Source organism: Gordonia sp. CPCC 206044, assembly GCF_048537895.1.
Classification (GTDB): domain Bacteria; phylum Actinomycetota; class Actinomycetes; order Mycobacteriales; family Mycobacteriaceae; genus Gordonia.
Genome location: NZ_JBCLVL010000005.1, coordinates 268,899 through 290,997, shown reverse-complemented (window position 1 = coordinate 290,997; position 22,099 = coordinate 268,899). Strand labels below are relative to the sequence as shown.

The 22,099-nt window shown below is 66.9% G+C and carries 23 protein-coding genes and 1 tRNA gene; 12 read left to right on the top strand and 12 right to left on the bottom strand.

Translation table 11 applies throughout. The annotated features are described in order from the left end of the window. Positions 1-225: 225 nt before the first annotated feature. The 3 genes from AAFP35_RS10050 to AAFP35_RS10040 all read right to left on the bottom strand — a co-directional run bounded on the left by AAFP35_RS10050 (position 226) and on the right by AAFP35_RS10040 (position 3,226). Complete coding sequence (locus AAFP35_RS10050) at positions 226-1,635, bottom strand: hypothetical protein (RefSeq protein ID WP_419221421.1); 1,410 nt, start codon at positions 1,633-1,635, stop codon at positions 226-228. Beyond that, positions 1,632-1,826, bottom strand: a complete 195-nt coding sequence (locus AAFP35_RS10045) for an excisionase family DNA-binding protein (RefSeq protein WP_419221569.1) — start codon at positions 1,824-1,826, stop codon at positions 1,632-1,634. The genes AAFP35_RS10050 and AAFP35_RS10045 overlap by 4 nt, the downstream gene beginning before the upstream one ends. A gap of 239 nt (positions 1,827-2,065) precedes the next feature. Next, on the bottom strand, positions 2,066-3,226 hold the full coding sequence (locus AAFP35_RS10040; protein WP_419221420.1) for a tyrosine-type recombinase/integrase: 1,161 nt from the start codon (positions 3,224-3,226) through the stop codon (positions 2,066-2,068). Between the two features lie 296 nt (positions 3,227-3,522). Between AAFP35_RS10040 and AAFP35_RS10035 the strand changes: the two genes are divergently transcribed. The 5 genes from AAFP35_RS10035 to AAFP35_RS10015 all read left to right on the top strand — a co-directional run bounded on the left by AAFP35_RS10035 (position 3,523) and on the right by AAFP35_RS10015 (position 7,126). Then, entirely contained in the window at positions 3,523-3,852 is a 330-nt protein-coding gene (locus AAFP35_RS10035) for a hypothetical protein (RefSeq protein WP_419221419.1), read from the top strand. Between the two features lie 97 nt (positions 3,853-3,949). Further along, positions 3,950-4,025: transfer RNA gene (locus AAFP35_RS10030), tRNA-Gly, on the top strand. 85 nt (positions 4,026-4,110) lie between these two features. Continuing rightward, a complete protein-coding gene (locus AAFP35_RS10025) occupies positions 4,111-4,437 on the top strand; it encodes a hypothetical protein (RefSeq protein WP_419221418.1) in 327 nt (108 codons plus the stop codon). Between the two features lie 161 nt (positions 4,438-4,598). Further along, entirely contained in the window at positions 4,599-5,582 is a 984-nt protein-coding gene (locus AAFP35_RS10020; RefSeq protein ID WP_419221417.1) for an SMP-30/gluconolactonase/LRE family protein, read from the top strand. After that, positions 5,582-7,126, top strand: coding sequence for a long-chain-fatty-acid--CoA ligase (locus tag AAFP35_RS10015; RefSeq protein ID WP_419221416.1), 1,545 nt, complete (start codon positions 5,582-5,584; stop codon positions 7,124-7,126). Before AAFP35_RS10020 ends, AAFP35_RS10015 begins: the two co-directional genes overlap by 1 nt. Before the next feature lie 95 nt (positions 7,127-7,221). Here the strand turns inward: AAFP35_RS10015 and AAFP35_RS10010 are convergent, their stop codons facing one another. Genes AAFP35_RS10010 through AAFP35_RS09990 form a run of 5 tightly spaced genes read right to left on the bottom strand, consistent with a single transcriptional unit; the run spans position 7,222 to position 11,763 of the window. Further along, positions 7,222-8,115 carry an isocitrate lyase/PEP mutase family protein gene (locus tag AAFP35_RS10010; RefSeq protein ID WP_419221415.1) on the bottom strand — a complete coding sequence of 298 codons (894 nt, stop codon included), beginning with the start codon at positions 8,113-8,115 and terminating at the stop codon, positions 7,222-7,224. 29 nt (positions 8,116-8,144) lie between these two features. Further along, a complete protein-coding gene (locus tag AAFP35_RS10005) occupies positions 8,145-9,524 on the bottom strand; it encodes a phosphotransferase family protein (RefSeq protein WP_419221414.1) in 1,380 nt (459 codons plus the stop codon). Beyond that, entirely contained in the window at positions 9,521-10,678 is a 1,158-nt protein-coding gene (locus AAFP35_RS10000) for an acyl-CoA dehydrogenase family protein (RefSeq protein ID WP_419221568.1), read from the bottom strand. Before AAFP35_RS10000 ends, AAFP35_RS10005 begins: the two co-directional genes overlap by 4 nt. A 54-nt stretch (positions 10,679-10,732) precedes the next feature. After that, on the bottom strand, positions 10,733-11,104 hold the full coding sequence (locus tag AAFP35_RS09995) for a nuclear transport factor 2 family protein (RefSeq protein WP_419221413.1): 372 nt from the start codon (positions 11,102-11,104) through the stop codon (positions 10,733-10,735). Then, positions 11,101-11,763: a TetR/AcrR family transcriptional regulator gene (locus AAFP35_RS09990; RefSeq protein WP_419221412.1), complete on the bottom strand. Its 663-nt coding sequence runs from the start codon at positions 11,761-11,763 to the stop codon at positions 11,101-11,103. Before AAFP35_RS09990 ends, AAFP35_RS09995 begins: the two co-directional genes overlap by 4 nt. A 56-nt stretch (positions 11,764-11,819) precedes the next feature. Here AAFP35_RS09990 and AAFP35_RS09985 point away from each other — a divergent pair, with 56 nt between their 5' ends. From AAFP35_RS09985 to AAFP35_RS09975, 3 genes are read left to right on the top strand one after another with little or no spacing between them, the layout of a single operon-like run. Beyond that, positions 11,820-12,386, top strand: a complete 567-nt coding sequence (locus AAFP35_RS09985) for a VOC family protein (RefSeq protein ID WP_419221411.1) — start codon at positions 11,820-11,822, stop codon at positions 12,384-12,386. Beyond that, entirely contained in the window at positions 12,386-13,024 is a 639-nt protein-coding gene (locus tag AAFP35_RS09980) for a carboxymuconolactone decarboxylase family protein (protein WP_419221410.1), read from the top strand. Before AAFP35_RS09985 ends, AAFP35_RS09980 begins: the two co-directional genes overlap by 1 nt. Further along, positions 13,021-13,566, top strand: coding sequence for a GNAT family N-acetyltransferase (locus AAFP35_RS09975; protein ID WP_419221409.1), 546 nt, complete (start codon positions 13,021-13,023; stop codon positions 13,564-13,566). Before AAFP35_RS09980 ends, AAFP35_RS09975 begins: the two co-directional genes overlap by 4 nt. Before the next feature lie 60 nt (positions 13,567-13,626). Here the strand turns inward: AAFP35_RS09975 and zapE are convergent, their stop codons facing one another. Next, entirely contained in the window at positions 13,627-14,643 is a 1,017-nt protein-coding gene (gene zapE / locus AAFP35_RS09970) for a cell division protein ZapE (RefSeq protein WP_419221408.1), read from the bottom strand. Positions 14,644-14,678: 35 nt separating this feature from the next. Here zapE and AAFP35_RS09965 point away from each other — a divergent pair, with 35 nt between their 5' ends. From AAFP35_RS09965 to msrB, 4 genes are all read left to right on the top strand, one after another. After that, positions 14,679-15,482 carry a dihydrofolate reductase family protein gene (locus AAFP35_RS09965; RefSeq protein WP_419221407.1) on the top strand — a complete coding sequence of 268 codons (804 nt, stop codon included), beginning with the start codon at positions 14,679-14,681 and terminating at the stop codon, positions 15,480-15,482. A 61-nt stretch (positions 15,483-15,543) separates the two neighbouring features. Then, positions 15,544-17,079, top strand: coding sequence for an alpha/beta hydrolase (locus tag AAFP35_RS09960; protein WP_419221567.1), 1,536 nt, complete (start codon positions 15,544-15,546; stop codon positions 17,077-17,079). Positions 17,080-17,108: 29 nt separating this feature from the next. Further along, positions 17,109-18,392 carry a glycosyltransferase family 87 protein gene (locus AAFP35_RS09955; RefSeq protein ID WP_419221406.1) on the top strand — a complete coding sequence of 428 codons (1,284 nt, stop codon included), beginning with the start codon at positions 17,109-17,111 and terminating at the stop codon, positions 18,390-18,392. After that, positions 18,389-18,817, top strand: coding sequence for a peptide-methionine (R)-S-oxide reductase MsrB (gene msrB / locus AAFP35_RS09950; RefSeq protein WP_419221405.1), 429 nt, complete (start codon positions 18,389-18,391; stop codon positions 18,815-18,817). Before AAFP35_RS09955 ends, msrB begins: the two co-directional genes overlap by 4 nt. A 45-nt stretch (positions 18,818-18,862) precedes the next feature. Here msrB and hemQ read toward each other — a convergent pair whose 3' ends face one another. The 3 genes from hemQ to hemE are packed head-to-tail and all read right to left on the bottom strand — an operon-like array spanning position 18,863 to position 22,058. Then, on the bottom strand, positions 18,863-19,558 hold the full coding sequence (hemQ, locus tag AAFP35_RS09945) for a hydrogen peroxide-dependent heme synthase (RefSeq protein ID WP_419221404.1): 696 nt from the start codon (positions 19,556-19,558) through the stop codon (positions 18,863-18,865). 38 nt (positions 19,559-19,596) lie between these two features. Then, a complete protein-coding gene (gene hemG / locus AAFP35_RS09940) occupies positions 19,597-20,994 on the bottom strand; it encodes a protoporphyrinogen oxidase (RefSeq protein ID WP_419221403.1) in 1,398 nt (465 codons plus the stop codon). Next, on the bottom strand, positions 20,994-22,058 hold the full coding sequence (hemE, locus tag AAFP35_RS09935) for a uroporphyrinogen decarboxylase (RefSeq protein WP_419221402.1): 1,065 nt from the start codon (positions 22,056-22,058) through the stop codon (positions 20,994-20,996). Before hemE ends, hemG begins: the two co-directional genes overlap by 1 nt. Positions 22,059-22,099: the final 41 nt, after the last annotated feature.

The window sequence follows — 22,099 nt, the reverse complement described above, 5'->3', positions numbered from 1 at the left end:
CGAGGGCTGAGTTGGAGGCCGGGGACAAAGGGGACAGTGGGGACAGTCTTTTTGCACACGGACGAAAAATCGTTGTGAAGTTCATGTATTTGACCAGGAAGGATAGAAATCTTTCCAAGGTGAATTGTGATTTTTCAGGCGTAACGCATGGGGACTGTCCCCAGCCGAAAACTGTCCCCAGGGACAAATTTCGTCCCCACTGGGGACGGATCGTCGCGGTGGCCGTCATGACACCAATCCCCCGTTTTTGACGAGCCAGTCGCGGCCTGTCCGCGTGAGTTCGACGTGCTGATTGGCCGCTTCGGTGACATCCCGCTCGGTTGCGAGCAAACCGTCCTCGGCGAGTTGGGTGAGGGCGTCGTTGATCGTGGCCGTGTCTTGACGCTCAGCCCAGTTGAACGAATGGAGTAGCTCGCGCTGCGTGACCTGACCGTCTTTCGCCAGCTTCCGCGCGATCCTGCGCATGTAGCGCTGGACTTTCTTGCCCTGGGCGCTCACGGTGGCAGCGTCCCGTGCGACACCTTGCTGCCTGCCACGTTTTTCGGCGTCTGCTTCCTCTGCGGCCTCGACCGCGGCCACGACGTCGGCCCGCGTCGCGTCGGACTTGGCCATCACGTACGTGGCCAGCATCCAATCCTGTTCGTTCGGCTCGGTGCGCCCGTCGAGCGCGGCCAACGCAACCATCACCTTGAGTCGGGTCTGCAACGCGTGCCCGTCGAGCGCGTCCGCGTTTCCGCGGTGGCGCGCAACATGAGCCTCGATGGCGGTCTGTTCGGCTACCTGCGGGATCGTGAGCGAACGCGCGTACGCTCCCCAACTGGCCATGCGGCTGTAGGCGATCGGCTCGCGCTCTCGTCCACGTCCAGGGATGATCTGCGGGTTGTTCGCCGGCAGCCAGACGAATCGCTGGGGTGTGCCGCCTGCGCTCTCCGAAAGCAGCGCTTCGGCCCGCTCGGGCTGCACGCCGAGGACGAGGCAGAGACGGTAGTTGTGGGCACCGACGAGAAGTCGTTTGCTGGGGTCGGCGTAGGAGAATCCGATCTCTTCGCCGCTGTAGGCGGACCGTAGTTTCGACATGACCGTCGAGCCTTGGCGGCCGGCCACCGACGTCAGCGTATCGACTTCGGGCACCGAGAACAGGCACGCGTTGCGGTCGCGGACGATGCTGCCTTTGTCCTCGCCGGTGGTCGCGCGGTGCACGTAGGCGTGGGCGAGTCCTTCGCCGGACCCGGCGGGCAGGACGCCGATGTTGTCGTCGGTGTCGAAGGTGACGAGTTCGGCGCCGACAGCTTCGGATGCACCTTTGCCGATGCCCGAGATGCCAACGATGGCGATGAACGTGTTGAGCGAGGCTTTACCACCGATGATGGGCGGCAAGGTGATCCACGGCGGGATCGTGGCCAGAACACGCGCTATGGCCACGCCCAGGACCGACCACGGCGAGACGTAGCGGTGGTGCGCCATGTCGCGGATCTGCCGGAGGTAGGGCAGGCATTGCCAGAACTCGCCGTCCGAACCGGGCGGGCAGGGCAGCACGTAGGCGCTAGAATCGAGAGCGTCGGATTGCTTGGTGGCGACTGACTTGGAGAGGTCCCTGTGTGGCGCGGGGGCCTCTTCGCCGTTGAGGGCCGTCAAGCGGCACCACCGAACGGCTGCATCGAAGCGTCAACTTCGTTGAGGTCCAGGCGAATCAGGCGCCCGTTGCGGTATCCGCGTAGACGTCCGTCGGCAATCATCTGCCGAACGGTTCGGTCGGTGACGCCGAGGTAGTCGGCAGTCTGATTGATTGTCGCGTAACGGCGACGAGAGAACGTGGAGGTAGGCATGGAGGTGGCTCCGACGACGAGGGATTGAGATTCCTTATCGACCGCCACCGATGAAGCACCACCCACGAATCCGGTGTCACCACGAAGCAAGACTCTGTATCAAGTTGTGCAGCATCAAGTGGTCGACCACCTCGTCGAAGTGGCCCGGAGAAATACGCTCGTGGGTTACGCGCTTACGTCTCCGTGTACTGACTAGAGATTACCAAATGGTTCCGACAGCTTCCGCAAAGCGACTCACCCTATCCCTCAATGAGTTTCGAGAGCGCCGAGGCGATCGCACGGTCTCTGCCCTGCGCCGAATGCTGGTAGCGCATGGCAGCCTGGGGTGTGGAGTGGCCGAGCCGGTCCATCAGTTCGGCCAGCGTCGCGCCGGTGCCCGCGGCCAGCACGGCGCCTGTGTGCCGCAGATCGTGCCAGCGCAGATCCTCGCGACCCGCAACCTGGCGCGCACGGTAGAAGTGCCGGTACAGCGTCGAGGGTTGCAAGTGCCCGCCATGGTCGGCCGGAAACAGCAGTACCTCGGGGCCAGGGTCGAGGCGGGCCAGGTGCTCACGAATCTCGGGCAGCAGGTGCGGCGGGATCGCCACGTCACGCACGCCCGCATCAGACTTTGGTGTCGACACCACGAATGTGCCACCTTCGGCACGCACCGCGGCACGCACCGCGGCACGCCGCACACGGATCAGACCTGGCTCGTCCCTGGCGTCGGGCAGCTCAAGATCTTTGACTCGCAGCTCGACGGTTTCACCGAATCGCAAGGCACACCAGGCTGACAGCGGGACCATCAGCCGCCAGCGTTCGGGCATGTTCTCGGCGATCACGTCCAGCTCGCCGAGCGTGGCGGGCTTGGGCTTGTGGGTTCGCTTGACGGCGCCCGCTCCCCTGACCTTGACCGGGTTGGCGGCGATCAGATCCTCGTCGGCGGCGGTGGCCATGATGGTGCGCAACAGGCTGTAGGTGTGGGCACGCATCGTCGGACGATTCGGCAGCAGCTCGGCGTACCAGTCGCGGATCTCGGCCGAGGTGATCGAGGCCAGCGGCAGCGATCCGAACCGCGGCAGCAGATGCGCGTCGAGGATGCGTCGGTAGTGAGCCTTGGTGCGCGGCTTGATCGGCCGACCTCCGACCTCGCGCCGCGTCAGCCAGTTCTCGGCGTACTCACCGAACGTGCGCCGGCGGGTCTCCTGGGTAACTGCATCAACTGGCGGCGACCAGAGGTCGCGGTCGATCTCGCGACGACGGTCAGTCAGCCATGCCTCGGCGTCAACCTTCGCGCCGAACGTCGCGGGAGCCTTGTAGAGCCGCCCGTCGGGGCCGGTGTAGTTGGCCTGCCAGCGGCCTGACGGAAGCTGTCGTAGGCCCCCGAACGACCGCTTACCGCGCGAGCGAGTGTTCGCCATCTGACGCCTTTCGTGCAGAATACGTGCGGAATGAACCTATCAAATCTTCCGCTTGCTTCCGCGCCGTTCACACGATACTGTCCGACATACCAGCACGTGAGAGAGATAATCTCGCTGGTCACAGCCTGACCGCTGAATGCTTCTGAGAATTGTTCAATCCCAGTATCGCGCACCACAGCAGGTCGGGCACCCCACGAGGGTGCCCGACCTGCTTTGCATCTCCACCGCGTGTGCACGTCCACCGCGCCGGCCAACCGGCCCGGATCTGTCACCCCACCCCGATACACTTGTCGCCCATGAAGACTCGTATCGCCGCCGGCTTCGCGACCCTGGCTGTTGCCGGCGCGTTGATCTCGGTGTCACCGGCCACCGCGGATGCCGCCCCGGTCATCGGCACCGCGTGTAGCAACAAACAGGCCAACGATCTGCGCTACACGGCGCGTCATCAGCCGACGGTCTGCGCATGGATGGGTGCCCACGGTGGCCACAAGTGGGTGCGCACCGCACGGGTCGATCCCAAGGTTCGCAAACTGGGCAGCCCATGCAACAACAAGTACCCGGTGGCCAAGACACCGCGCGGCAAAGCCGTCGTGTGCTCGGGCGGACGCTGGGTCTACGGGCCGTAGGCACCTGCCGCATTTGGTCTTTGGGCCCGTCATCGCATACTGTTTGCGAGCGGTCAGGAATCACCACGACGCACGTCGTCGGACGACTCCCGACCATGCGGATGTAGCGCAGCTGGTAGCGCATCACCTTGCCAAGGTGAGGGTCGCGGGTTCGAATCCCGTCATCCGCTCCACCGTCACCGAACCCCGGGTTCCTTCCGTCGATCATTCAGACGACGTTCCGGGACATGTCATCGTCGGCCGATACACTTCACCACCATGAAGACACGATTCGTCGCCGGATTCTCCGCCCTTGCCGCCGCCGGCGCGCTCATCGCGTTCACCCCGGCCGCCGCCCACGCCTCCACCCCCGCCATCGGAAAGAGTTGCAGCGCTTCCGAAAGCGGCAACCTGCGCTACACCACGGCCAAGAAGCCGACGGTGTGCGCCAACACCGGCCGCGCCTTCAGGTGGGTGCGCACCGGACGGGTCGACCCCACCATCCGTCGCGCGGGCCAGCCGTGTTCGGGGACCTTCCCCGTCGCGCGCACCCCCAAGGGCAAGGCGTTGCTCTGCGCCGACGGTCGCTGGTCACGCACACCCTGACCGACCGACCCACCGGTCCCCAGCCCACCGAAACCGCCCCGCCCTCGGGGCGGTTTCTTCGTGGTGGAGGCCGCACTTTCACCACCCGCCGATCAGGGCTTGACATCTCAAAGTGTGCCAGGTCACAATAACGGCGGCTAACATGACATGACTGTCAGGTCATGCCCTTCTTCACACGAAAGCGACTTGCCTTGAGCCAACCGAGCTTTGACGTCGTCACCACCGACCTCCTGTTTCCCGAGGGGCCGATCGCGCTCCCCGACGGCGACGCACTCGTCGTCGAACTCCATCGAAAGACACTCACACGAGTCGGCACCGACGGCACCCGAACCGTCGTCGCCGAAGTCGGCGGCGGACCGAACGGGGCCGCGATCGGACCCGACGGACGGGTTTACATTGCCAACAGCGGTGGTCTCGGCCGCTTCGAGGTCGGCCCCTATGCGTTCGCGGGTGGCACCCCGGACGACTACGTGACGGGCAGCCTGCAGGCCGTGGACCTGGCCACCGGGGCTGTGGAGACCATTTACACCGAGTGCGACGGCAGTCAGTTACGTGGGCCCAACGACATCGTGTTCGACGCGCACGGCGGCTGCTACATCACCGACCACGGCAAGAGTGACGGTGTGGTGGCCGACCGCGGCCGGATCTTCTATTGCGCCGCCGACGGATCGTCGATCACTCTCGTGGCGTCCGACATGAACGCCCCCAACGGAATCGGGCTCTCACCGGACGGCAGCCGACTCTACGTCAGCGAGACCTACACGGCCCGTGTCTGGTGGTGGGACGTCGTCGCGCCCGGCGAGATCACCGGCGGTCGCACGCTCGCCGGCTCCGGCGACGCCAACTTCCTGTGGGGCTCCGGCGATTTCCGCTACCTCGACTCGCTCGGCGTGGAGGCAGACGGCAACGTCTGTGTCGCATCGCTGGCCACGCCGGGGATCTGCGTCATCAGCCCCGACGGCGACCTCGTCGATTTCGTGGCGATCGACACCGATGGCGATCCCGGCATCACCAACATCTGCTGGGGCGGCGACGACATGCGCACCGCGTTCGTGACCGCGTCGAGTACCGGTAAGCTCCTGCGCTTCGAATGGCCGCGTCCCGGCCTGGCGCTCAACAACCAGTCACACGCGGCGGTCATCTGATGTTGATCAGCGACATCGTCGAGTACGGCGCTCGCAAGCATCCCGATCGGCTCGCGGTGCGATTCGAGGACGAGACCATCACCTACCGCGAGCTACGTGACCGGTGCCGACAGTTGGCCAATGCGTTGTCGGACGTCGCCGAACCGGGCGACCGAGTGGCCGTCCTGTCCACCAACTGCACCGAGTACTTCGACTGCTACTACGGCGTGCCGATGTCGGGGATGGCGTTGACCATCCTCAACTTCCGTCTGCACCCCGACCAGATCGCCGCTCTGGTGAACGACTCGGAGGCTTCCGTCCTCATCATCGCGGCAGAGTTCGCCGATCTGCTGGCGACGATCCGTGATCGCATCCCGTCGGTACAGACGGTGGTCGTGATCGGCGCCGCCACCGACACGCCCGAGGGTGCAACACCGTGGGAGAGCTTCGTCGGTTCGGCGTCCGCTGCGCTACCGGCCCATCGGCCGGCCGACGACACGATGGCATGGCTGGTCTACACCAGCGGGACCACCGGAAAACCCAAGGGCGTCATGCTCAGCCACCGCAACCTGATGAGCGCGGTCACCTCCTCTGCGGTGGAGTGGAATCTCCCCGAGGCCACGGTGTTCCTCTTCTGCTTCCCGCTGTGCCACGTCGGAGGCTACGTCGCGGTGCTCAATCACTTCATGGGCAGCACCGTCGGGATCCTGCGTGCCTACGACAACGCCACCTTCTTGCGGTTGGTCGACGATTGGCAGGTCACCCAGACCGGCCTGGCCCCGACCATGATCAATTTCCTGCTCCAGGATCCGGCCCTCGACGACCACGATCTGGGCACCCTGCAGGAGATCGGTTACGGATCGTCGGCGATCCCGGCCGCCGTGTTGCGCGAGGGCCTGGAACGGCTGAAGGTCGATTTCTACCAGGGCATGGGCATGACCGAGGTCGGCGGAAACGTGCTGCACTTCGACGAAGCGGCGCACCGACGTGCCGCCGCGGGCGAGACCGGGTTGCTGGCCGCGGCCGGAAAGCCCATGCGGTTGGCCGACATCCGGATCGTCGACGACGAGGGCGTCGATCTGCCCACCGGGTCGATCGGCGAGATGCTGGTGCGTTGTGATCAGGTGATGACCGGCTATTGGCGCGACCCCGAGGCAACGGCGAAGTCGTTCACCGACGGGTGGTTCCACACCGGCGATCTGGTACGTCAGGACGAGGAAGGTTTCGTCTACATCGTCGATCGCAAGAAGGATCTCATCATCAGCGGCGGAGAGAACGTCGCGTCGCTCATGGTGGAGCAGGCCCTGTACCAGATCCCGGCGGTCGCCGAGGCCGCCGCGATCGGTATCCCCGACGACACCTGGGGCGAGATCGTCTGTGCCGTGGTCGCACTGCGTCCGGGTGCCACCGCGGACGCCGACACCATCATCGCCTCGTGTCGGGAACGACTCGCCGGCTTCCAGGTTCCGCGACGGGTCGAGTTCGTCGACGCATTGCCCAAGAACGTCACCGGCAAGATCCTCAAGAAGGATCTGCGACAGCAATTCGTGGACACGCTCGTCTGATGACACACGACGCGGCCGCACTCAGAGTCCGATGAGTGCGGCCGCGTCGTCGTGTCCCGATGTCGACTGACGGGCGGACCCGTGTGTCCGGGGTCCTACCGATCGGCGAAACGCTCGCCCAGGGCGTTGATCTCGGGAAGTCCGAGGAAGTCGGTCATCTCGTCGAAGGCGGGTAGGTCGCCGAGCACAGCCGTCGGCGCACCGTCGGCGGCGAGCACCTCGTAGTAGCCGCGGATGGCACGCACCGCCGAGAGCAGCCCGCCGATCGGGTAGAGCACCATCGCGAATCCGAGTTCTGCGATCTCGTCGAGGCCCAATCCGGGTGTGCGACCGCCCTCGGCCCAGTTGAAGACCAGCCGGTGATCGGAGAGGGCCGCGGCCACCGCCTCGATCTCGTCGATGGTGCGCGGCGCCTCGACGAACAGCAGATCGGCTCCGGCATCGGCGTATCGCCGAGCACGATCGATGGCGTCGGCGACACCGGTCACCGCCACCGCATCGGTGCGGGCGATGATCGCGAGATCGGGATCGATCCGCGCGTCGACCGCAGCCTGGATCTTGGCCGCCATCTCCCCCGCCGGGACAACCGATTTCCCCGCCATGTGACCGCATCGCTTGGGCGCCACCTGATCCTCGAGCTGGATCGCTGCGACGCCGGCCCGTTCGTACTCCTGAACGGTACGGATCACGTTGATCGCGTTGCCGTATCCGGTGTCGGCATCGGCGATCAACGGCACGTCGATGGCCGCAGCCATCCGACGGGCCGTGTCGGCCATCTCCGAGGCGGTGACGAGCCCCACGTCGGGGCGGCCGAGAAGACTTGCGGCAACACCGAATCCGCTCATGTACACGGCCTCGAACCCCACCGATTCGGCGATCCTGGCCGACAGGGCGTCACACGCACCCGGGACGACGACGGGACGGTCCCCGCCGATGGCAGCCCGCAGTCGGGCGCGGACCGGCGAACGGTCGCCGAGAAGTTCAGACATGGTGGCCTCGGATGTTCAGAGGGACGAATTCACTTCAGATGACGCGGATTGGCCACACGGAGTCGGCCGATCACGGCCACCGACATCGCGTACCGCACCGACGGATCCGCGTAATCCACCGCGTGTGACCGGATCCCGGTCGCCAGTTCGGCCTCGCTCCCCTGCCCCGTCGCGATCAGGGCTCGAGCCAGCTCGGCCTCGTCGTCGCTGCCGTGTGCGATCTCACGGCCGGCGATGCCCAACAGATTGAGGCAGATCCGGAGTTGATAGCGCCTGCGCGCCTGATCCGGACCGAGCCCCTCGAGGATGTCGGAGCCGAGCGCTTCGGTGACCAGATCGAGGAGTTCGGTCAGATATGGACGGTCGTGCAGCGTCGAGGGTGCGACGACGGGGGGTGCTGCCGCGACTGCCGCTCCGTCGAGCATGTCGAGCACCGACAACAGGTCGTACTCGGACTCGCACACCCGTCGGCCGATGGCAGCCAACTCCAGTGAGTGCTCGGCCCCGCTGATGTGACGCTGAGCCTGGTATCTGCTCAGCACCAGCCAACGGAGCGTGCCGAAGACCTCCCACCAGTGCAGTTCGTCGGAGGTGGGCCGTGTGTCGGTCGACTCCTCGTAGCCATCGAGCAGCTGTGCCCTGGTACCGATTCCGGCCACCGGTTCGGCACGCCCGAATCGCCACGCCCGCACACACAACCAGCCCAGGTCTTCGATCGGATCACCGACATGTGCCAGTTCCCAGTCCAATACGCCTCGGATGCCCGTGGTGTCGACGAGCAGATTTCCGAGCCGGAAATCGCCGTGCACCAACGTGGCCGGGCGACGCGGCGGGCGGTGATCACGCAACCACCGCAGTCCCGACTCGACAACGGGGCGCGGCTCGTGGAACGAGAGATACATCTGCTCGAGGACGTCGATCGGGTCGCGCCGATCGAGCATGTCGAGCGTCGAGATATCGGTGCGGTGGATCAGTCCGACGACCCGACCCATCTCCTGCGCCAAATGCGCTCGGGCGTCCGCATATTCGGGATCGCGCTGCAGCTTTCGCGGGATCGCCTCGCCCGCCACCTTCTCGGTGACCAGGAACGGGGAGTCGATGCCGGGTGCGTCGTCGCCGGAGGCGATGAGCTCCGGCACCGGGACTCCCGCCGCCGCGGCCGCGCGCAGGCAGGCGGCCTCGGCGGCCATACGTTCGACTTCACCCAGTCCGGGCGGATCCCGGCGCAAGACCACGTCTCGCGCCGCTCCGGAGTCGAACCGCACACGCGCAGACCAGGTCTCACGGCTGGCTCCGCCGGTCAACCGCGTGAGGTCCGAGACCGTGCCGGGTTCGTCGAGTGCGGTGCCGACCACCGCTGCGATCCCGGTGGCCAGATTCTCGACCGTCGGGGTCGTCGTGTCGTTCATCGCCAGGGCGCGGCGTCGGGGTCGCGCAGCAACCGGCGTGCGGTCGACATGCGATGCACCTCGTCGGGACCGTCGTAGATGCGGGCGTAGCGAGCCTGCCGGTACATCCGCTCCAGCGGCGTATCGGCGGTCAGACCCAGGGCACCGTGGACCTGGATCGCACGGTCGACGACGTTGTGCAGCATCCGCGCACCCCAGAACTTGATCAGGCCGATCTGGATACGGGCGTCGTCGCCGGTGTCCATCACCCGGGCCGCATCCAGGGTCATCAACCGGGCCGCCTGGATCTCGGCCGCCGATTCCGAGATGTAGCGGTGCACTTCACCCTTGTCGGCCAACAACGAACCGTGGACGTATCGGCTGTTGGCACGCTCACACATCAGTTCGTATGCGCGCTGCGCCTGACCCAGCCATCGCATGCAATGGAAGATGCGTCCGGGACCCAGGCGGTCCTGGGCGATGACGAAACCTTTGCCCCGTTCGCCGAGGAGGTTCTCCTTCGGTACCCGGACATCGGTGAGTCTCACCTCGAAATGGTCACTCGGGTCGTGCCCCATGGTCGGGATGGACCGCACGATCTCGAAGCCGGGCGTGTCGGTCGGCACGATGATGGAGCTGATCCGCGAATGGCGCGGCACCGATTCGTCCTCGGTACGAGCGAACACCGTGCAGTACGCCGCGACGTTGACTCCGGTGGTGAACCATTTGTGTCCGTTGATGACCCACGTGTCGCCATCGAGTTCGGCGTGCGTGGCGATCAGCGTGGGGTCGGACCCGGCGACCTCGGGTTCGGTGAGACCCACCGACGGAAGAACATCGCCGGCCACCATGCCGGTCACCCACCGCTGCCGCTGCTCGTCGGTGCCGTGCTTGTGCAGCATGATGGTGTCCTGCATGGTCACCGAGCCGACGGCGAGCTGGCCGAACTCCGAGCGCCCGATGATCTCGTTCAGATACACAAAGTCCATGAACGGCAGTCCACCGCCACCGACCTCGGCGGGATGACCGAGCGCCCAGAGGCCGAGTTCTTTTGCCCGTGAACGTAATTCGTCGAGAATCTGGCCCGCCGCGGCATCTTCGGCGACGAGTTCGGACTCGCGCGGGATCACCTCGCCGTCGATGAAGGCGCGCATGCGCACTCGGAGATCGGCCACCTCGGCTGTCGTGCTGCCGGATGTCGCGTTGTCGGGTGTGTTCACCGGTGACCCTCAGATCGTGAGAAGCGGTTGGATGTGGGCAGAGTCGACATACTCGTCGATCCGGACGATGTGGTCGTCGGCGACCGTGACGAACAGCCCGGCCGGGACCTCGAGGGGCGCGCCGTCGGGCAATGTACCGGTCAGCAGATGCTGCTGGACGAATCCGTCGTCGTGCAGGATTCGCCGGACATCGCGATAGGCGAGGTCACCGACGGTGCGCGACAACCAGCGCAGCACCCGCAGGTTCTCGTCGATGGTCTGCTCGGTGCGGTCCTCGTTGTGCCAGATCACCGCCCCCGGCGCGTAGAGCGCCCGCAGGGTATCGATGTCACCTGCCTCGATCGCCGCGAAGAAGCGGTCCGCCACCTGTTCGATCGTCATCGTCCACCGTTCTCCTCGGTCACACCCGAATCGGTCAAACCCAAAGCACCCAAACACATCTCGTCGAGGGTGTCGAGAAGTGCCGCCTCGTCGGCGTCCTCGCCCTGCACCAGCCAGAGGTAGAGCGTGTGATCGACCATCGCGGCCATCGCGCGCGCCGCCATGGTGGGATCCAACGTCGACCGCACGCGACCTTCGGCCTGCCAGTTCGTGATCGCGGCCGCGGAACGCTCGATCAGCTGCGCCCGGTGCTGGTGGCGCAGTTCGCGGAACTCGTCGTTGAACGTCGCGACCTGTTCCACGATCGCGAGCATCGCGGCATTACGCCGATATGCCTGGTAATAGGCACGATTCGAGGCGATCAACCGCTCCGCGGGGCCCATCTCCGACGAGGAGGGCTCCCGGCGGTGCATCTCGCTGAAAAGCCAGGTGCTCAGTTCCCGGAAAACGTCCTCCTTCGACTCGAAGTACCGGTAGAACGTCCCGTAGGAGACATTGGCCTCCTGCGCGATGAGTTCCACCCGGGCGTCGAGGAAACCGACCCTTTCGAATACCCGTTGCGCCGCATCGAGCAACGCGTCACGAGTCGCCCTGCCGCGCGGCGACAGGGAGTCGACCGGGGCCGGGACCGTCGAGGTGTTGACAGAGGACTTCGCCACGAACCACACTATCCAACAAGCTGACATGACAGTCAAGTCAACTTCGAGAGGCAATCATGACCGCAACCAACACGACATTCGACCTCCGCGGCATCAACCACCTGGCGCTGGTGTGCTCGGACATGCGTCGCACGATCGACTTCTACTCCGGGGTGCTCGGCATGCCGCTGGTGAAGACTCTCGATCTGCCCGGCGGGCTGGGCCAGCACTTCTTCTTCGACTGCGGCAACGGCAACACGGTGGCCTTCTTCTGGCTCGCCGACTCCCCCGACGCGGCACCCGGGATCGCGGCCCCCAAGGGACGTCCCGACGAGGGTGAACTCGCGAGCGCGATCGGTTCGATGAACCATGTCGCGTTCGCCGTGCCGCCGGAGGAGTTCGACGAGTACCGCAGCCGCCTGGAAACCGCCGGGGTCGCCGTCAGTCCCGTCCTCAACCACGACGACAGCCCGGCAGGCGTGTCCCGCCACGTCCACCCCGGCACCTTCGTGCGGTCGTTCTACTTCCAGGACCCAGACGGTGTTCTCCTCGAATTCGCCTGCTGGACGCGCGAGTTCACCGAGGCCGACGTCGCACACGAACCGAAGACCGCGGCCGACCGCAAGGTGGGGGCGAACTCCTGATGCCACGTCTCCCCGAGGTCAACCGCGCCGACGTCACCGACGACAAGATCCTCTACTTCTACGACCATCTCTTCGGCCCCGACAAGGACCCGGCCGTCGATCACGGCACCATCCATGCGACACCCGGTGATTGGTGGACCGTGTTCGCGCAGTCCCCCGCGGTCTTTCGGCACGCGGTGCGCGGTTTCTCGCTCTACCGCAACGCCACCATCGACCCACTCCTGCGCGAATTGGGCCAGGGCCGAGCGGGTTTCGCGCGCGGCAGCCAGTTCGTCTTCTCCCAGCACTGCAAGCAGATGCGCTCTCTCGGCATGCCAGAGGAGAAGATCGCGGCCATTCCGGCCTGGCAGGTCAGTGATCTGTTCACGCCGCTGGAGCGAGCCGTACTCGCCTACACCGACGCCCTCGTCTACGACGGCGGCCGTGTCCCCGACGGTGTGTTCGAGGTGCTGCAAGAGCACCTGAACCCCGAGGAGATCCTGCAGCTGACCTACATCACCGCGCTCTACGACATGCACGCGACGATGTGCCGGGCCCTCAAACTGGAGTTCGACGACGTCCCCGAACGGATCACCGAAGTCCAGATCCCCGAAGGTGTGGAAGTAGCCGACCTCTCGGCCGACCTCGCAGGCGAATGATCGAACTGATCACCGACCTCGGTCACGCTCCGGACGTGGCCGAGGTCGCCGCGGCGACCTTTCCGCTCGCCTGCCCGCCGCATTCCACGCCCGAGGACATCGCCGGGTTCATCCGGGACAATCTGGCGCCGTCGAACTTCGCCCGCTACATCCTGCGTGCCGAAAGCGACGTGCTGGTCGCCCGCGACGTGGTCGGTGGCCCGATCATCGGTTACTGCCTGGTGAAGCACGACGCACCCACCCATCCGGACGTCGCGGCGGTGATCACCGATCGGCCGGTGTCGGAGGTGTCCAAGATGTACGTGGTGCCCGATCACCACGCACGGGGGCGGTCCGTCGCGCCGTCACGTGCGCTGATGGACGCCGCCATCGAGTGCGCGCGAGCCAACGCGAGTGTGGTGGTGTGGCTCGGCGTGAACCAGGAAAACGAACGCGCACAACGGTTCTACACCAAGATGGGATTCGCCCGGGTGGGTGTGAAGACCTTCGACCTCAACGGGTCCGTCGAGCACGACTACGTGTTCGCGCAGCGGCTCGACTGAGCATGTAGGCCGCCGTGTCGTCGCTCGGGCCGACGGTCGCGCAAGCCGCGACCGTGACTCTCAGACGGTCGTCTCGGCGAACCGAGACAGCGCCAGTAGCCGCGAGGTCGCGCGCAGGTACTTCTTGCGGTAGCCGCCGGCCAACATCTCGTCGGTGAAGATCTCGTCGAGTTTGGCACCGGACACCGTCACCGGAATGTTGGCGTCGTAGAGCCGGTCGGCCAGCACCACCAGGCGCAGCGCCACCGACTGGTCCTTCGCCGGGTGCACACCGCGCATGCACACCAACGACACCCCGTCCACCAGCGCCTTGTACTTCGAGGGGTGCAACGTGCTGAGGTGATCGCAGAGGGCGTCGAAGTCGTCGAGTGTGGCGCCCGAGGTCGACTCGGCCAACTCGTCGAGCTCGGCATCCGTGCGTGGCTCCGGGGCCGGGGGCAGGTCGCGATGACGATAGTCGGGACCGTCGACACGGATGGTCTCGAAGATCCCGGACAGCTTGCGGATCTCACGCAGGAAGTCCTGCGCGGCGAATCGCCCCTCACCCAACTGCCCGGGCAGCGTGTTGGAGGTGGCCGCGACCGACACGCCCTTCGCGGTCAGTTCGGACAGCAAGCGCGACACCAGCATTGTGTCGCCCGGGTCGTCGAGCTCGAACTCGTCGATACACAGCACGGTGTGCTCCGACAGGCGCTCGACGGCATTCATGAAGCCCAGTGCGCCGACCACATGCGTGACCTCGACGAAGGTCGCGAACGCCTTGGGCCCGGGCAACGAGTGGTAGATCGACGCCAGCAGGTGGGTCTTGCCGACGCCGAACCCGCCGTCGAGGTAGAGCCCGATACCGTTCCCGCCGGACGACTTCCGCGAGAAGAACCCCTTCTTGCCGCCACGGACCTTGCCGGCACGAGCGACGAAGTCGCGGGCCTTGGCCACCGCCTCGGCCTGAGAGGGTTCGGCCGGGTCCGGGATGTAGGAGTCGAAGCTCACCGAGTCGAACGTCGACGGTGGCACCATCTCGTCGATGAGTGCTTCGGGTGCGACCATCGGTGTCCGGTCGCAGAGTCGTGCCGCCATACCGGGAGCCTAGCCACCTCCGCCATGATGGAGTCATGTTCGGTCTGCAGAAAGCGACTCAGGTCACATCCGGTGTCGACGACCCCGCCACCCTGCGTTGGCTCGCCGCGCAGTTCGCCTATCCCGAACGTCCGGCATCGCCCCCGTGTCTGCCCCGGCCCTATCTGCGGGTCAACATGGTCAGCTCGATCGACGGTGCGGTGACCCAGGACGGACGTTCGGGCGGGCTGGCCGGTGCCGGCGACAAAGCAGTCTTCCGAGTGCTGCGGGCATTGTCCGACGTCGTCGTCGTCGGCGCCCGCACCGCCGTCATCGAGGGCTACCGGACGCCGTCGCCCGACGACGTGTTCACCGCGACCCGCGCAGCCCACGATCAGACTCCCGCCCCTGCCCTGGCGCTGCTGTCGCGCACATTGTCGATCCCGACCGACTTCGCACCGCTGACCGACCCCGGCACCGTGGTGATCACCTGCCGTGCGGCATCCGCCGAACGCCGTGCCGCCCTCACCGACGTGGGTGCCACCGTCGTCGACTGCGGCGCCGACACCGTCGACGTCGACGCGGTGCTCGACCTGTGCGCCGAACGCGGCTGGGTCGACGTGCTCAGCGAGGGCGGTCCGTCGTTGCTGGGCTCGTTCATCGACGCCGATGTCCTCGACGAACTGTGCGTCACCACCAGTCCGAACGCCGTGGCCGGCAGTGCGGGCCGGATCGCCCATCACCCCGCCCCCGCCGGCCTGCATGCCATGCGGCCGACGACGATCCTCACCGACGACGACGGCTTCGTGTTCACCCGTTGGTGCCGCGTCGGCGATCGGATCGCCCCGGGACGTGACTAGGCTCGCGCTCATGCGATTGCGACCCCGGCGGCACACGAGGCCGGCCGCATTTCTGTGTGCGATGGTGTCGACCGCCGTCCTCGCGGGGTGTGCGGTCGGGCCGGACACCGGCCCCGACATCGTCACCGGAGGCGGAGGTGACGACGGCGCGGCCCCGTCGTCGTCGGCGCCACCCGCCTTGCCGTCCGTCGAGGCGCCCCGAAACGAGCTCGCCTGGAGGCCGTGTGCCCGTGAGACGGCGTCGCGCTACGGCGTCGGTGCGCCCGGCGGGGTGACGATCGAATGCGCCGACCTCGACGTCCCGGTCGACCCGAACCAACCTTCCGGCGACACGGTGACCGTCGCGGTGACCCGGGCCCGCGTGCAAGCCACCCCGGCGAAGGCTGCACCGATCGTGCTCACCGCTGGCTCCGACCTGCCGTCCTCGCGGGCGCTCCTGATGGTCGCCGACGGTCCCGCCCGCGGCCTGCTCGCGCAGCATCCGGTGGTCGCCGTCGATCGTCGCGGGATCGTCGCCAGCAGCGAACTCGACTGCATGACCCGTGCCGAGCGCTCGGCGATGGCCAGCAACGGTCTCGCCGGCGCCCCGTCGGTCCCCCAGGCCGACCGGGTGGCGCGTCTGGCCCGGGCCGCGTCATCGGCGTCGGACGGATGCACCGAGACCCTGACGCCCTATCAGCTGTCGTTCGGGGCGTCGTTCGCCGCCGCCGATGTCGAAGCGCTGCGCATCCGGTGGGGCGTCGAGCATCTGGCTCTCCTGGGCGTGGGCGAGGGATCCGACGTGGCGCTGACCTACGCCAGCAACTACGCCGGGCGCGCCGGTCGCCTGATCTTGGACACCCCGACACCGTTCGGTGCCAACAGTCGCGACCGCGCCGGCCAGCAGGCCACCGGCGTCCAGGCCACCCTGCGCACCTTTGCCCAACGATGTGCGGCGGCGGGAGCCTGTCCGCTGGGCGCCGACGGCACGGCCACCATCGGCGACGTCCTGGCAAAGGGGCGCACCGGTCGGCTCGGCGGTATCTCCGACACCCAGGCATTGTCGGCGATCACCACCGCGCTCGCCGTGAACCCCAACGACAACCGAGACCTGGTCGCTCTGGCGCGCACCGTGGCCGCGGCCAACCGTGGCGACACGTCCGGGCTCGCGAACCTGGTGTCGAGCGCGCAGGAATTGCGCACCACCGACGGGCAGTTGGTCTCCCGCTGCAACGACGTGAACGGTCCGGTCGGGCAGAACGAGATCCCCGGTCTCATCGACTCGTGGTCCAAACAGAACCCGCTGACCGGTGCCGACGCCGCGCTGTCGCTGATGCGCTGCAACGCCTGGTCGTCGTCGAACCCCACCAACCCGCCCAGCGGGTTCCCGACCGATCCGCTCGTCCTCGACGGGGCCAACGACCCGATCAACGGCGGTGGTGGCGCCGATGCCCTCGGCGCACTGTTCATCAAGGCGGGTGCGCGTCCGACGACCGTGACCTGGGACGGTCTCGGCTATTCCGTGATGGCGCGCAGCGCGTGCGCGGCAGACATCGTCGGGCAGTATCTGGGCAACCAGCCCCTCGGCGAACCCACCGAACGCGGATGCCCCACCTGACCCACAGCGCGACGTAGTACGGTTCGCGGGTGGCGATTCTCGACAGGTATCTTCACCCGCAGATGTCCGCGGAGCGGATCATCCCGATGGTGCTGTGGCCGATCTCCATCCTGATGGTCTTCCATCGGTCGGTGATCCTCGGCGTGAACGGGGACCGGACCGACGATTTCCGGCCCGTCTACGACGCTGCGCTGCAGTTCCTGAACCGGCAGCCGGTGTACGGGGAGAACCTCAACACGGTCGACCCGCACTACCTCTACCCGCCGTCGGGCACCCTGTTGATGGCGCCGCTGGCCCTGATCGATCCGGAACGGTCACGGTGGCTGTTCATCGTGGTGAGCGTCCTGGCATTGCTCGCCTGCGCCTACCTGTTGGCGAAGTTGTTCGGGTTCGGCGCCCGCTCCTGGGTGATCCCGGTCATCCTGTTCTTCTTCTTCAGCACCGAGACCGTCTCGCACACGCTGGTCTTCACGAACTTCAACTCGTTCGTCCTGTTGGGCCTGCTGGCCTTCCTCCTCTTGATGAGACAACGGCACGATCTGTGGGCCGGGGTGCCGTTGGGACTGACCGTGGCGGTCAAACCGGTGTTGCTGCCACTGCTGCTGTTACCGCTGCTGAACCGGCAGTGGCGCGTCTTCGTCGGCGCTATCGCCATCCCGGTGGTGCTGACCGCGGTGGCGTGGCCGCTGTCGGTCGATCCCGGGTCGTTCATCTCGCGGACACTGCCGTACCTGTCCGAGGCCCGCGACTACTACAACAGTTCGATTGCCGGCAACGGCGCCTATTTCGGTGTCGCCGACTGGCTCGTGCTTCTGCTGCGTATCGCGTTCGTCCTGATGGCGGTCTTCTCGCTGTGGTTCCTGTACCGCTACTACCGCAAGACAGACGAACTGCTGTGGCTGACCACCTCCACCGGTGTCCTGCTGGTCACCGAGTTCCTCGTCGGCGCCCTCGGACAGGGCTACTACTCGATGCTGCTCTTCCCGTTGCTGATGACGGTCTTCTTGCCGGGGTCGACGATGCGTAACTGGCCTGCGTGGCTCGGTGTGTACGGATGTATGACGTTCGACTCGTTCTATTCGAATCGCTGGACGCCGTTCGGCTGGTGGCTGGAATACAACAAGGTCACCTGGGGCTGGTCGCTGTTGATGATCGCCGTGTTCTGCTCGCTGCTGTTCCGCTATCTCGACATGCGCCGTGACGGGGTGACCGGTTTGGCCGACGATGCAGGCGGGCCGACCCCGGACCCCGCACCGACCGCGTCCGCCGATGGTGGCGAGGATCGAGACGCGGTGGCTACCGTGGAGAAATGAGCACCGACATCCCGCAGGGTTCCGACGCCGCCGAGGTCACCGACGAGCAGTGGCGTGAGCGGTTGACCCCCGCCGAGTACCGGGTACTCCGGCAGGCCGGCACCGAGGCGCCCTTCACCGGCGAGTACACCGACAGCAAGACGGTGGGCGTGTACCGGTGTCGGGCCTGTGACGCCGAATTGTTCCGCAGCGAACAGAAATTCGAGTCGCACTGCGGCTGGCCGTCGTTCTTCTCCCCACTCGCCGGAGACGCGATCATCGAGCGCGCCGACGACTCGCTGGGCATGCGGCGGGTGGAGGTGCTGTGCGCCAACTGCGGCAGCCATCTCGGCCACGTCTTCTCGGGTGAGGGGTACGACACCCCGACCGACCTGCGGTACTGCATCAACTCGATCAGTCTCCGGCTCGAGCCCGCCGAAGACTGATCGGGTCGCTGCTCAGGTCAGGCGCCGCTCAGGGAAAGGTGCTGCTCAGGGCAGAGCGTCGACGAGTGCGGTCGGCTCCACTCGCGGACCGGTGAAGAACGGGGTCTCCTCCCGGACGTGGCGTCGAGCCTCGGTGGCACGCAGGTCGCGCATCAGGTCGACGATGCGGTGCAACTCCGGCGCCTCGAACGCCAACAGCCACTCGTAGTCGCCGAGCGCGAACGACGCCACCGTGTTGGCGCGCACGTCCTTGTAGGCACGGGCGGCGATGCCGTGGTCGGCGAGCATCTTGCGCCGCTCCTCGTCGGGCAGCAGATACCAGTCGTAGGACCGCACGAACGGGTAGACGCAGATGTAGTTGCCCGGTTCCTCGCCGGCCAGGAATGCCGGGATGTGGCTCTTGTTGAACTCCGCCGGACGATGCAGCGCCACATTGCTCCACACGGCGTTGCAGGCGCGGCCGAGCAGCGTGTCCCGTCGGAATCGCGCATAGGCGGCCTGCAGGTCCTCGATCTTCTCCGCGTGCCACCAGATCATGAAGTCGGCGTCGGCACGCAGACCTGACACGTCGTAGACACCACGCACCACGACACCGGAATCCTCCAGTGTCTTGAGGAAATCGGTGAGGTCCGAGCGCACCTGATCCCGCTCGGCGGGCAATTCTCCCGGGCGCACGGCGAACACCGAGAACATCAGGTAGCGGACGGTGGCGTTGAGTTCTGCGTAGTCCAAGCGGCTCATGACACTCATGGTGCCACCGCTCGACGGGCCCAGACCAGTCAGGTCAGGTCTGCGACCAGCTGCGCGACCGCATGTCCGGCCTGGCCGATGCACGCGGGCACACCGACGCCCGCGTAAGCGGACCCGGCCAGCACCAGACGCGCCGGACGAGACCGTTGGAGACGCGCCATCCGCGCGAGATGTCCGGGCTGGTAGACCGGCAGTCCGCGCGTCCACCGCTGGACGAAGACATCGGTGACCTCACCCGACGGTGCCGGCACCCCCGCTGCCTGGCACACCCTGTCCAGATCCTCGAGCGCCTCGGTGCGGATGCGGTCGTCGACACCGGGTTCGACACAATCATCGGGAATCGCAGCACCGAACCGTCCGAACGACGCGCGCACCGAGAGCGGCCCGTCGTCGCCGCCCAGATGCGGCCACTTCTGCGAACTGAAGGTGAACGCCTTGGCGCGCAGGCTGTCTCCCGTCGCGACGAGGACACCGGAATGGTCGGGCAGCGCAGTGCCGGGTGCCAGCGCGATCGACACCACCACCGACGACGCGTGCTCGACCTGTCGCAGCGGGGCCGCGAAGTCGGGGTGGGTGCGCCGCAGGATCTGACCCGCCGACCAGGCCGGGATCGCGAGCACCACACCGTCGTAGTCGGGGCTGCGATCGCCGAGATCCACCGTCCAACCGTCGGTGCGGGATTCGAGTCCCCGTACGTACGAACAGAATTCGGGACGTACCCCGGCGGCGTCGGCCAACGCCGCCAGCAGCACCGCGTACCCGCCCGTCAGGGCACCGAACACCGGCCCCGAACCGGACGGTGCGGCGAGTACCTCGGACACAGCGGCGGTCAGGCCAGACGCCCCCGCGTCCAGTCGCGCGGCCAACGCGGGCACCGCCTCACGCAATCCGATGTCGCCGGCGAGGCTCGCATAGACGCCGCCGAGCATCGGATCGACGCAGCGCGCCACCACCGATGCGCCGAACCGCTCCGCGACCAACTCCCCCACACTCGGGTCGCCCTCGGCATCCCAGTGCCACTCGCGTTCGGGTTCGGCGGCGATGCGGGCGACGTCGTCGGGGTCGGCGAGACCGGCGACGGCGCGCGCATCCGCCGGGATGCCCATCAGCGCGGGCGTGGGGAGATCGTGCAGCGTGTCGCGCGACCACACCGCGGGCCGACGCGACGTCGGCGACGTGATCCGATCCGACAGTCCGAGCTCCGCGACGAGGTCGCGTGCCTCCGGTCGCCGCACGATGAAGGCCTCGGCACCGACGTCGACGGCCCGGCCACCAACGTCGACCGTGCGTAGGTGGCCGCCGGTGCGCCCGGCGGCCTCGAACACGTCGATCGTCGCGTCCGGCCCCAGTGCCTGCCGCAGCCGCAAAGCCGCGGTCAGTCCGGAGATCCCTCCGCCGACGACGGCGACACGACGCGACGCGGACATCAGATCGAGTGGACGAGTTCGACGACGCGGGTCAGGACGTCGGGGTCGGTGCCCGGCATGACGCCGTGGCCGAGGTTGAAGATGTGGCCGGTGGCGCCCGCCCGGATCGCGCGCTCGCCGTCGGCGATCACGCGCCGTACCTCGCGTTCGACGACGGTCGGGCCGGCGAACAGCAACGTCGGATCGAGATTGCCCTGCACGGCTTTTCCGGGGCCGATCCGGCGCACCGCGGAGTCGAGCGGCACACGCCAGTCGACGCCGACGACATCCGCGCCGACCTCCCCCATCACCTCGAGCAGTTCGCCGGTGCCGACACCGAAGTGGATGCGTGGCACCTCGTAGGCGGCGACCTCGGCGAGAACGCGCCGACTGTGGGGCGCCACGTACGTGCGGTAGTCGGCATCGGACAGCATGCCCGCCCACGAGTCGAAGAGCTGCACCGCGTCGACTCCGGCGTCGAGCTGCACCCGCAGGAACGCGATGGTGATGTCGGCGAGCCTGCCCATCAAGGCGTTCCACGTATCCGGGTCGCCGTGCATCAGTGCCTTGGTGCGCTCGTAGTTCCGGCTGGGCCCACCTTCGATCAGATACGACGCCAGAGTGAACGGGGCGCCGGCGAAACCGATCAATGCCTGGCCGTCGCCCAACTCGTCGAGCAGCAACTCCACGGCGCGACCGATCGCACCGACCGATTCCGGTTCCAATCTGGGCAGTGCCGCGACATCGGCCGCCGAACGCACCGGCTCGGCGATGACCGGACCGGTCCCCGCGACGATGTCGAGGTCGACACCAGCCGCCTTCAACGGCACCACGATGTCGGAGAAGAGGATGGCCGCGTCCACGTCGTGCCTGCGCACCGGCTGCATGGTGATCTCGCAGACCAGCTCCGGGTCGAAACACGACTCGAGCATGCCGTGGTCTGCGCGGATGGCGCGGTATTCCGGCAACGACCGGCCCGCCTGACGCATGAACCACACCGGACGACGACTGGGGGTCCCGCCGGTGGCCGCCGCGACCAGAGGAAGGTCGGCACGACGGGCGCGGGATCGGATTGACTCGGACATCGATAGCTACTCTGCCACGTGTCGGCGCGCCTCCGACCACG

What these genes read in the sequence shown, in the direction of transcription:
- AAFP35_RS09995 (WP_419221413.1), bottom strand. Translation starts at nt 11,104, where the DNA reads ATGACGATCGAACAGGTGGCGGACCGCTTCTTCGCGGCGATCGAGGCA.
- zapE (WP_419221408.1), bottom strand. Translation starts at nt 14,643, where the DNA reads ATGGCGGCACGACTCTGCGACCGGACACCGATGGTCGCACCCGAAGCA.
- AAFP35_RS10020 (WP_419221417.1), top strand. Translation starts at nt 4,599, where the DNA reads ATGCCCTTCTTCACACGAAAGCGACTTGCCTTGAGCCAACCGAGCTTT.
- AAFP35_RS09975 (WP_419221409.1), top strand. Translation starts at nt 13,021, where the DNA reads ATGATCGAACTGATCACCGACCTCGGTCACGCTCCGGACGTGGCCGAG.
- AAFP35_RS09985 (WP_419221411.1), top strand. Translation starts at nt 11,820, where the DNA reads ATGACCGCAACCAACACGACATTCGACCTCCGCGGCATCAACCACCTG.
- AAFP35_RS10015 (WP_419221416.1), top strand. Translation starts at nt 5,582, where the DNA reads ATGTTGATCAGCGACATCGTCGAGTACGGCGCTCGCAAGCATCCCGAT.
- hemE (WP_419221402.1), bottom strand. Translation starts at nt 22,058, where the DNA reads ATGTCCGAGTCAATCCGATCCCGCGCCCGTCGTGCCGACCTTCCTCTG.
- AAFP35_RS10040 (WP_419221420.1), bottom strand. Translation starts at nt 3,226, where the DNA reads ATGGCGAACACTCGCTCGCGCGGTAAGCGGTCGTTCGGGGGCCTACGA.
- AAFP35_RS10005 (WP_419221414.1), bottom strand. Translation starts at nt 9,524, where the DNA reads ATGAACGACACGACGACCCCGACGGTCGAGAATCTGGCCACCGGGATC.
- AAFP35_RS09965 (WP_419221407.1), top strand. Translation starts at nt 14,679, where the DNA reads ATGTTCGGTCTGCAGAAAGCGACTCAGGTCACATCCGGTGTCGACGAC.
- AAFP35_RS10025 (WP_419221418.1), top strand. Translation starts at nt 4,111, where the DNA reads ATGAAGACACGATTCGTCGCCGGATTCTCCGCCCTTGCCGCCGCCGGC.
- msrB (WP_419221405.1), top strand. Translation starts at nt 18,389, where the DNA reads ATGAGCACCGACATCCCGCAGGGTTCCGACGCCGCCGAGGTCACCGAC.
- hemQ (WP_419221404.1), bottom strand. Translation starts at nt 19,558, where the DNA reads ATGAGCCGCTTGGACTACGCAGAACTCAACGCCACCGTCCGCTACCTG.
- AAFP35_RS10035 (WP_419221419.1), top strand. Translation starts at nt 3,523, where the DNA reads ATGAAGACTCGTATCGCCGCCGGCTTCGCGACCCTGGCTGTTGCCGGC.
- AAFP35_RS09980 (WP_419221410.1), top strand. Translation starts at nt 12,386, where the DNA reads ATGCCACGTCTCCCCGAGGTCAACCGCGCCGACGTCACCGACGACAAG.
- AAFP35_RS09960 (WP_419221567.1), top strand. Translation starts at nt 15,544, where the DNA reads ATGGTGTCGACCGCCGTCCTCGCGGGGTGTGCGGTCGGGCCGGACACC.
- AAFP35_RS10010 (WP_419221415.1), bottom strand. Translation starts at nt 8,115, where the DNA reads ATGTCTGAACTTCTCGGCGACCGTTCGCCGGTCCGCGCCCGACTGCGG.
- hemG (WP_419221403.1), bottom strand. Translation starts at nt 20,994, where the DNA reads ATGTCCGCGTCGCGTCGTGTCGCCGTCGTCGGCGGAGGGATCTCCGGA.
- AAFP35_RS10045 (WP_419221569.1), bottom strand. Translation starts at nt 1,826, where the DNA reads ATGCCTACCTCCACGTTCTCTCGTCGCCGTTACGCGACAATCAATCAG.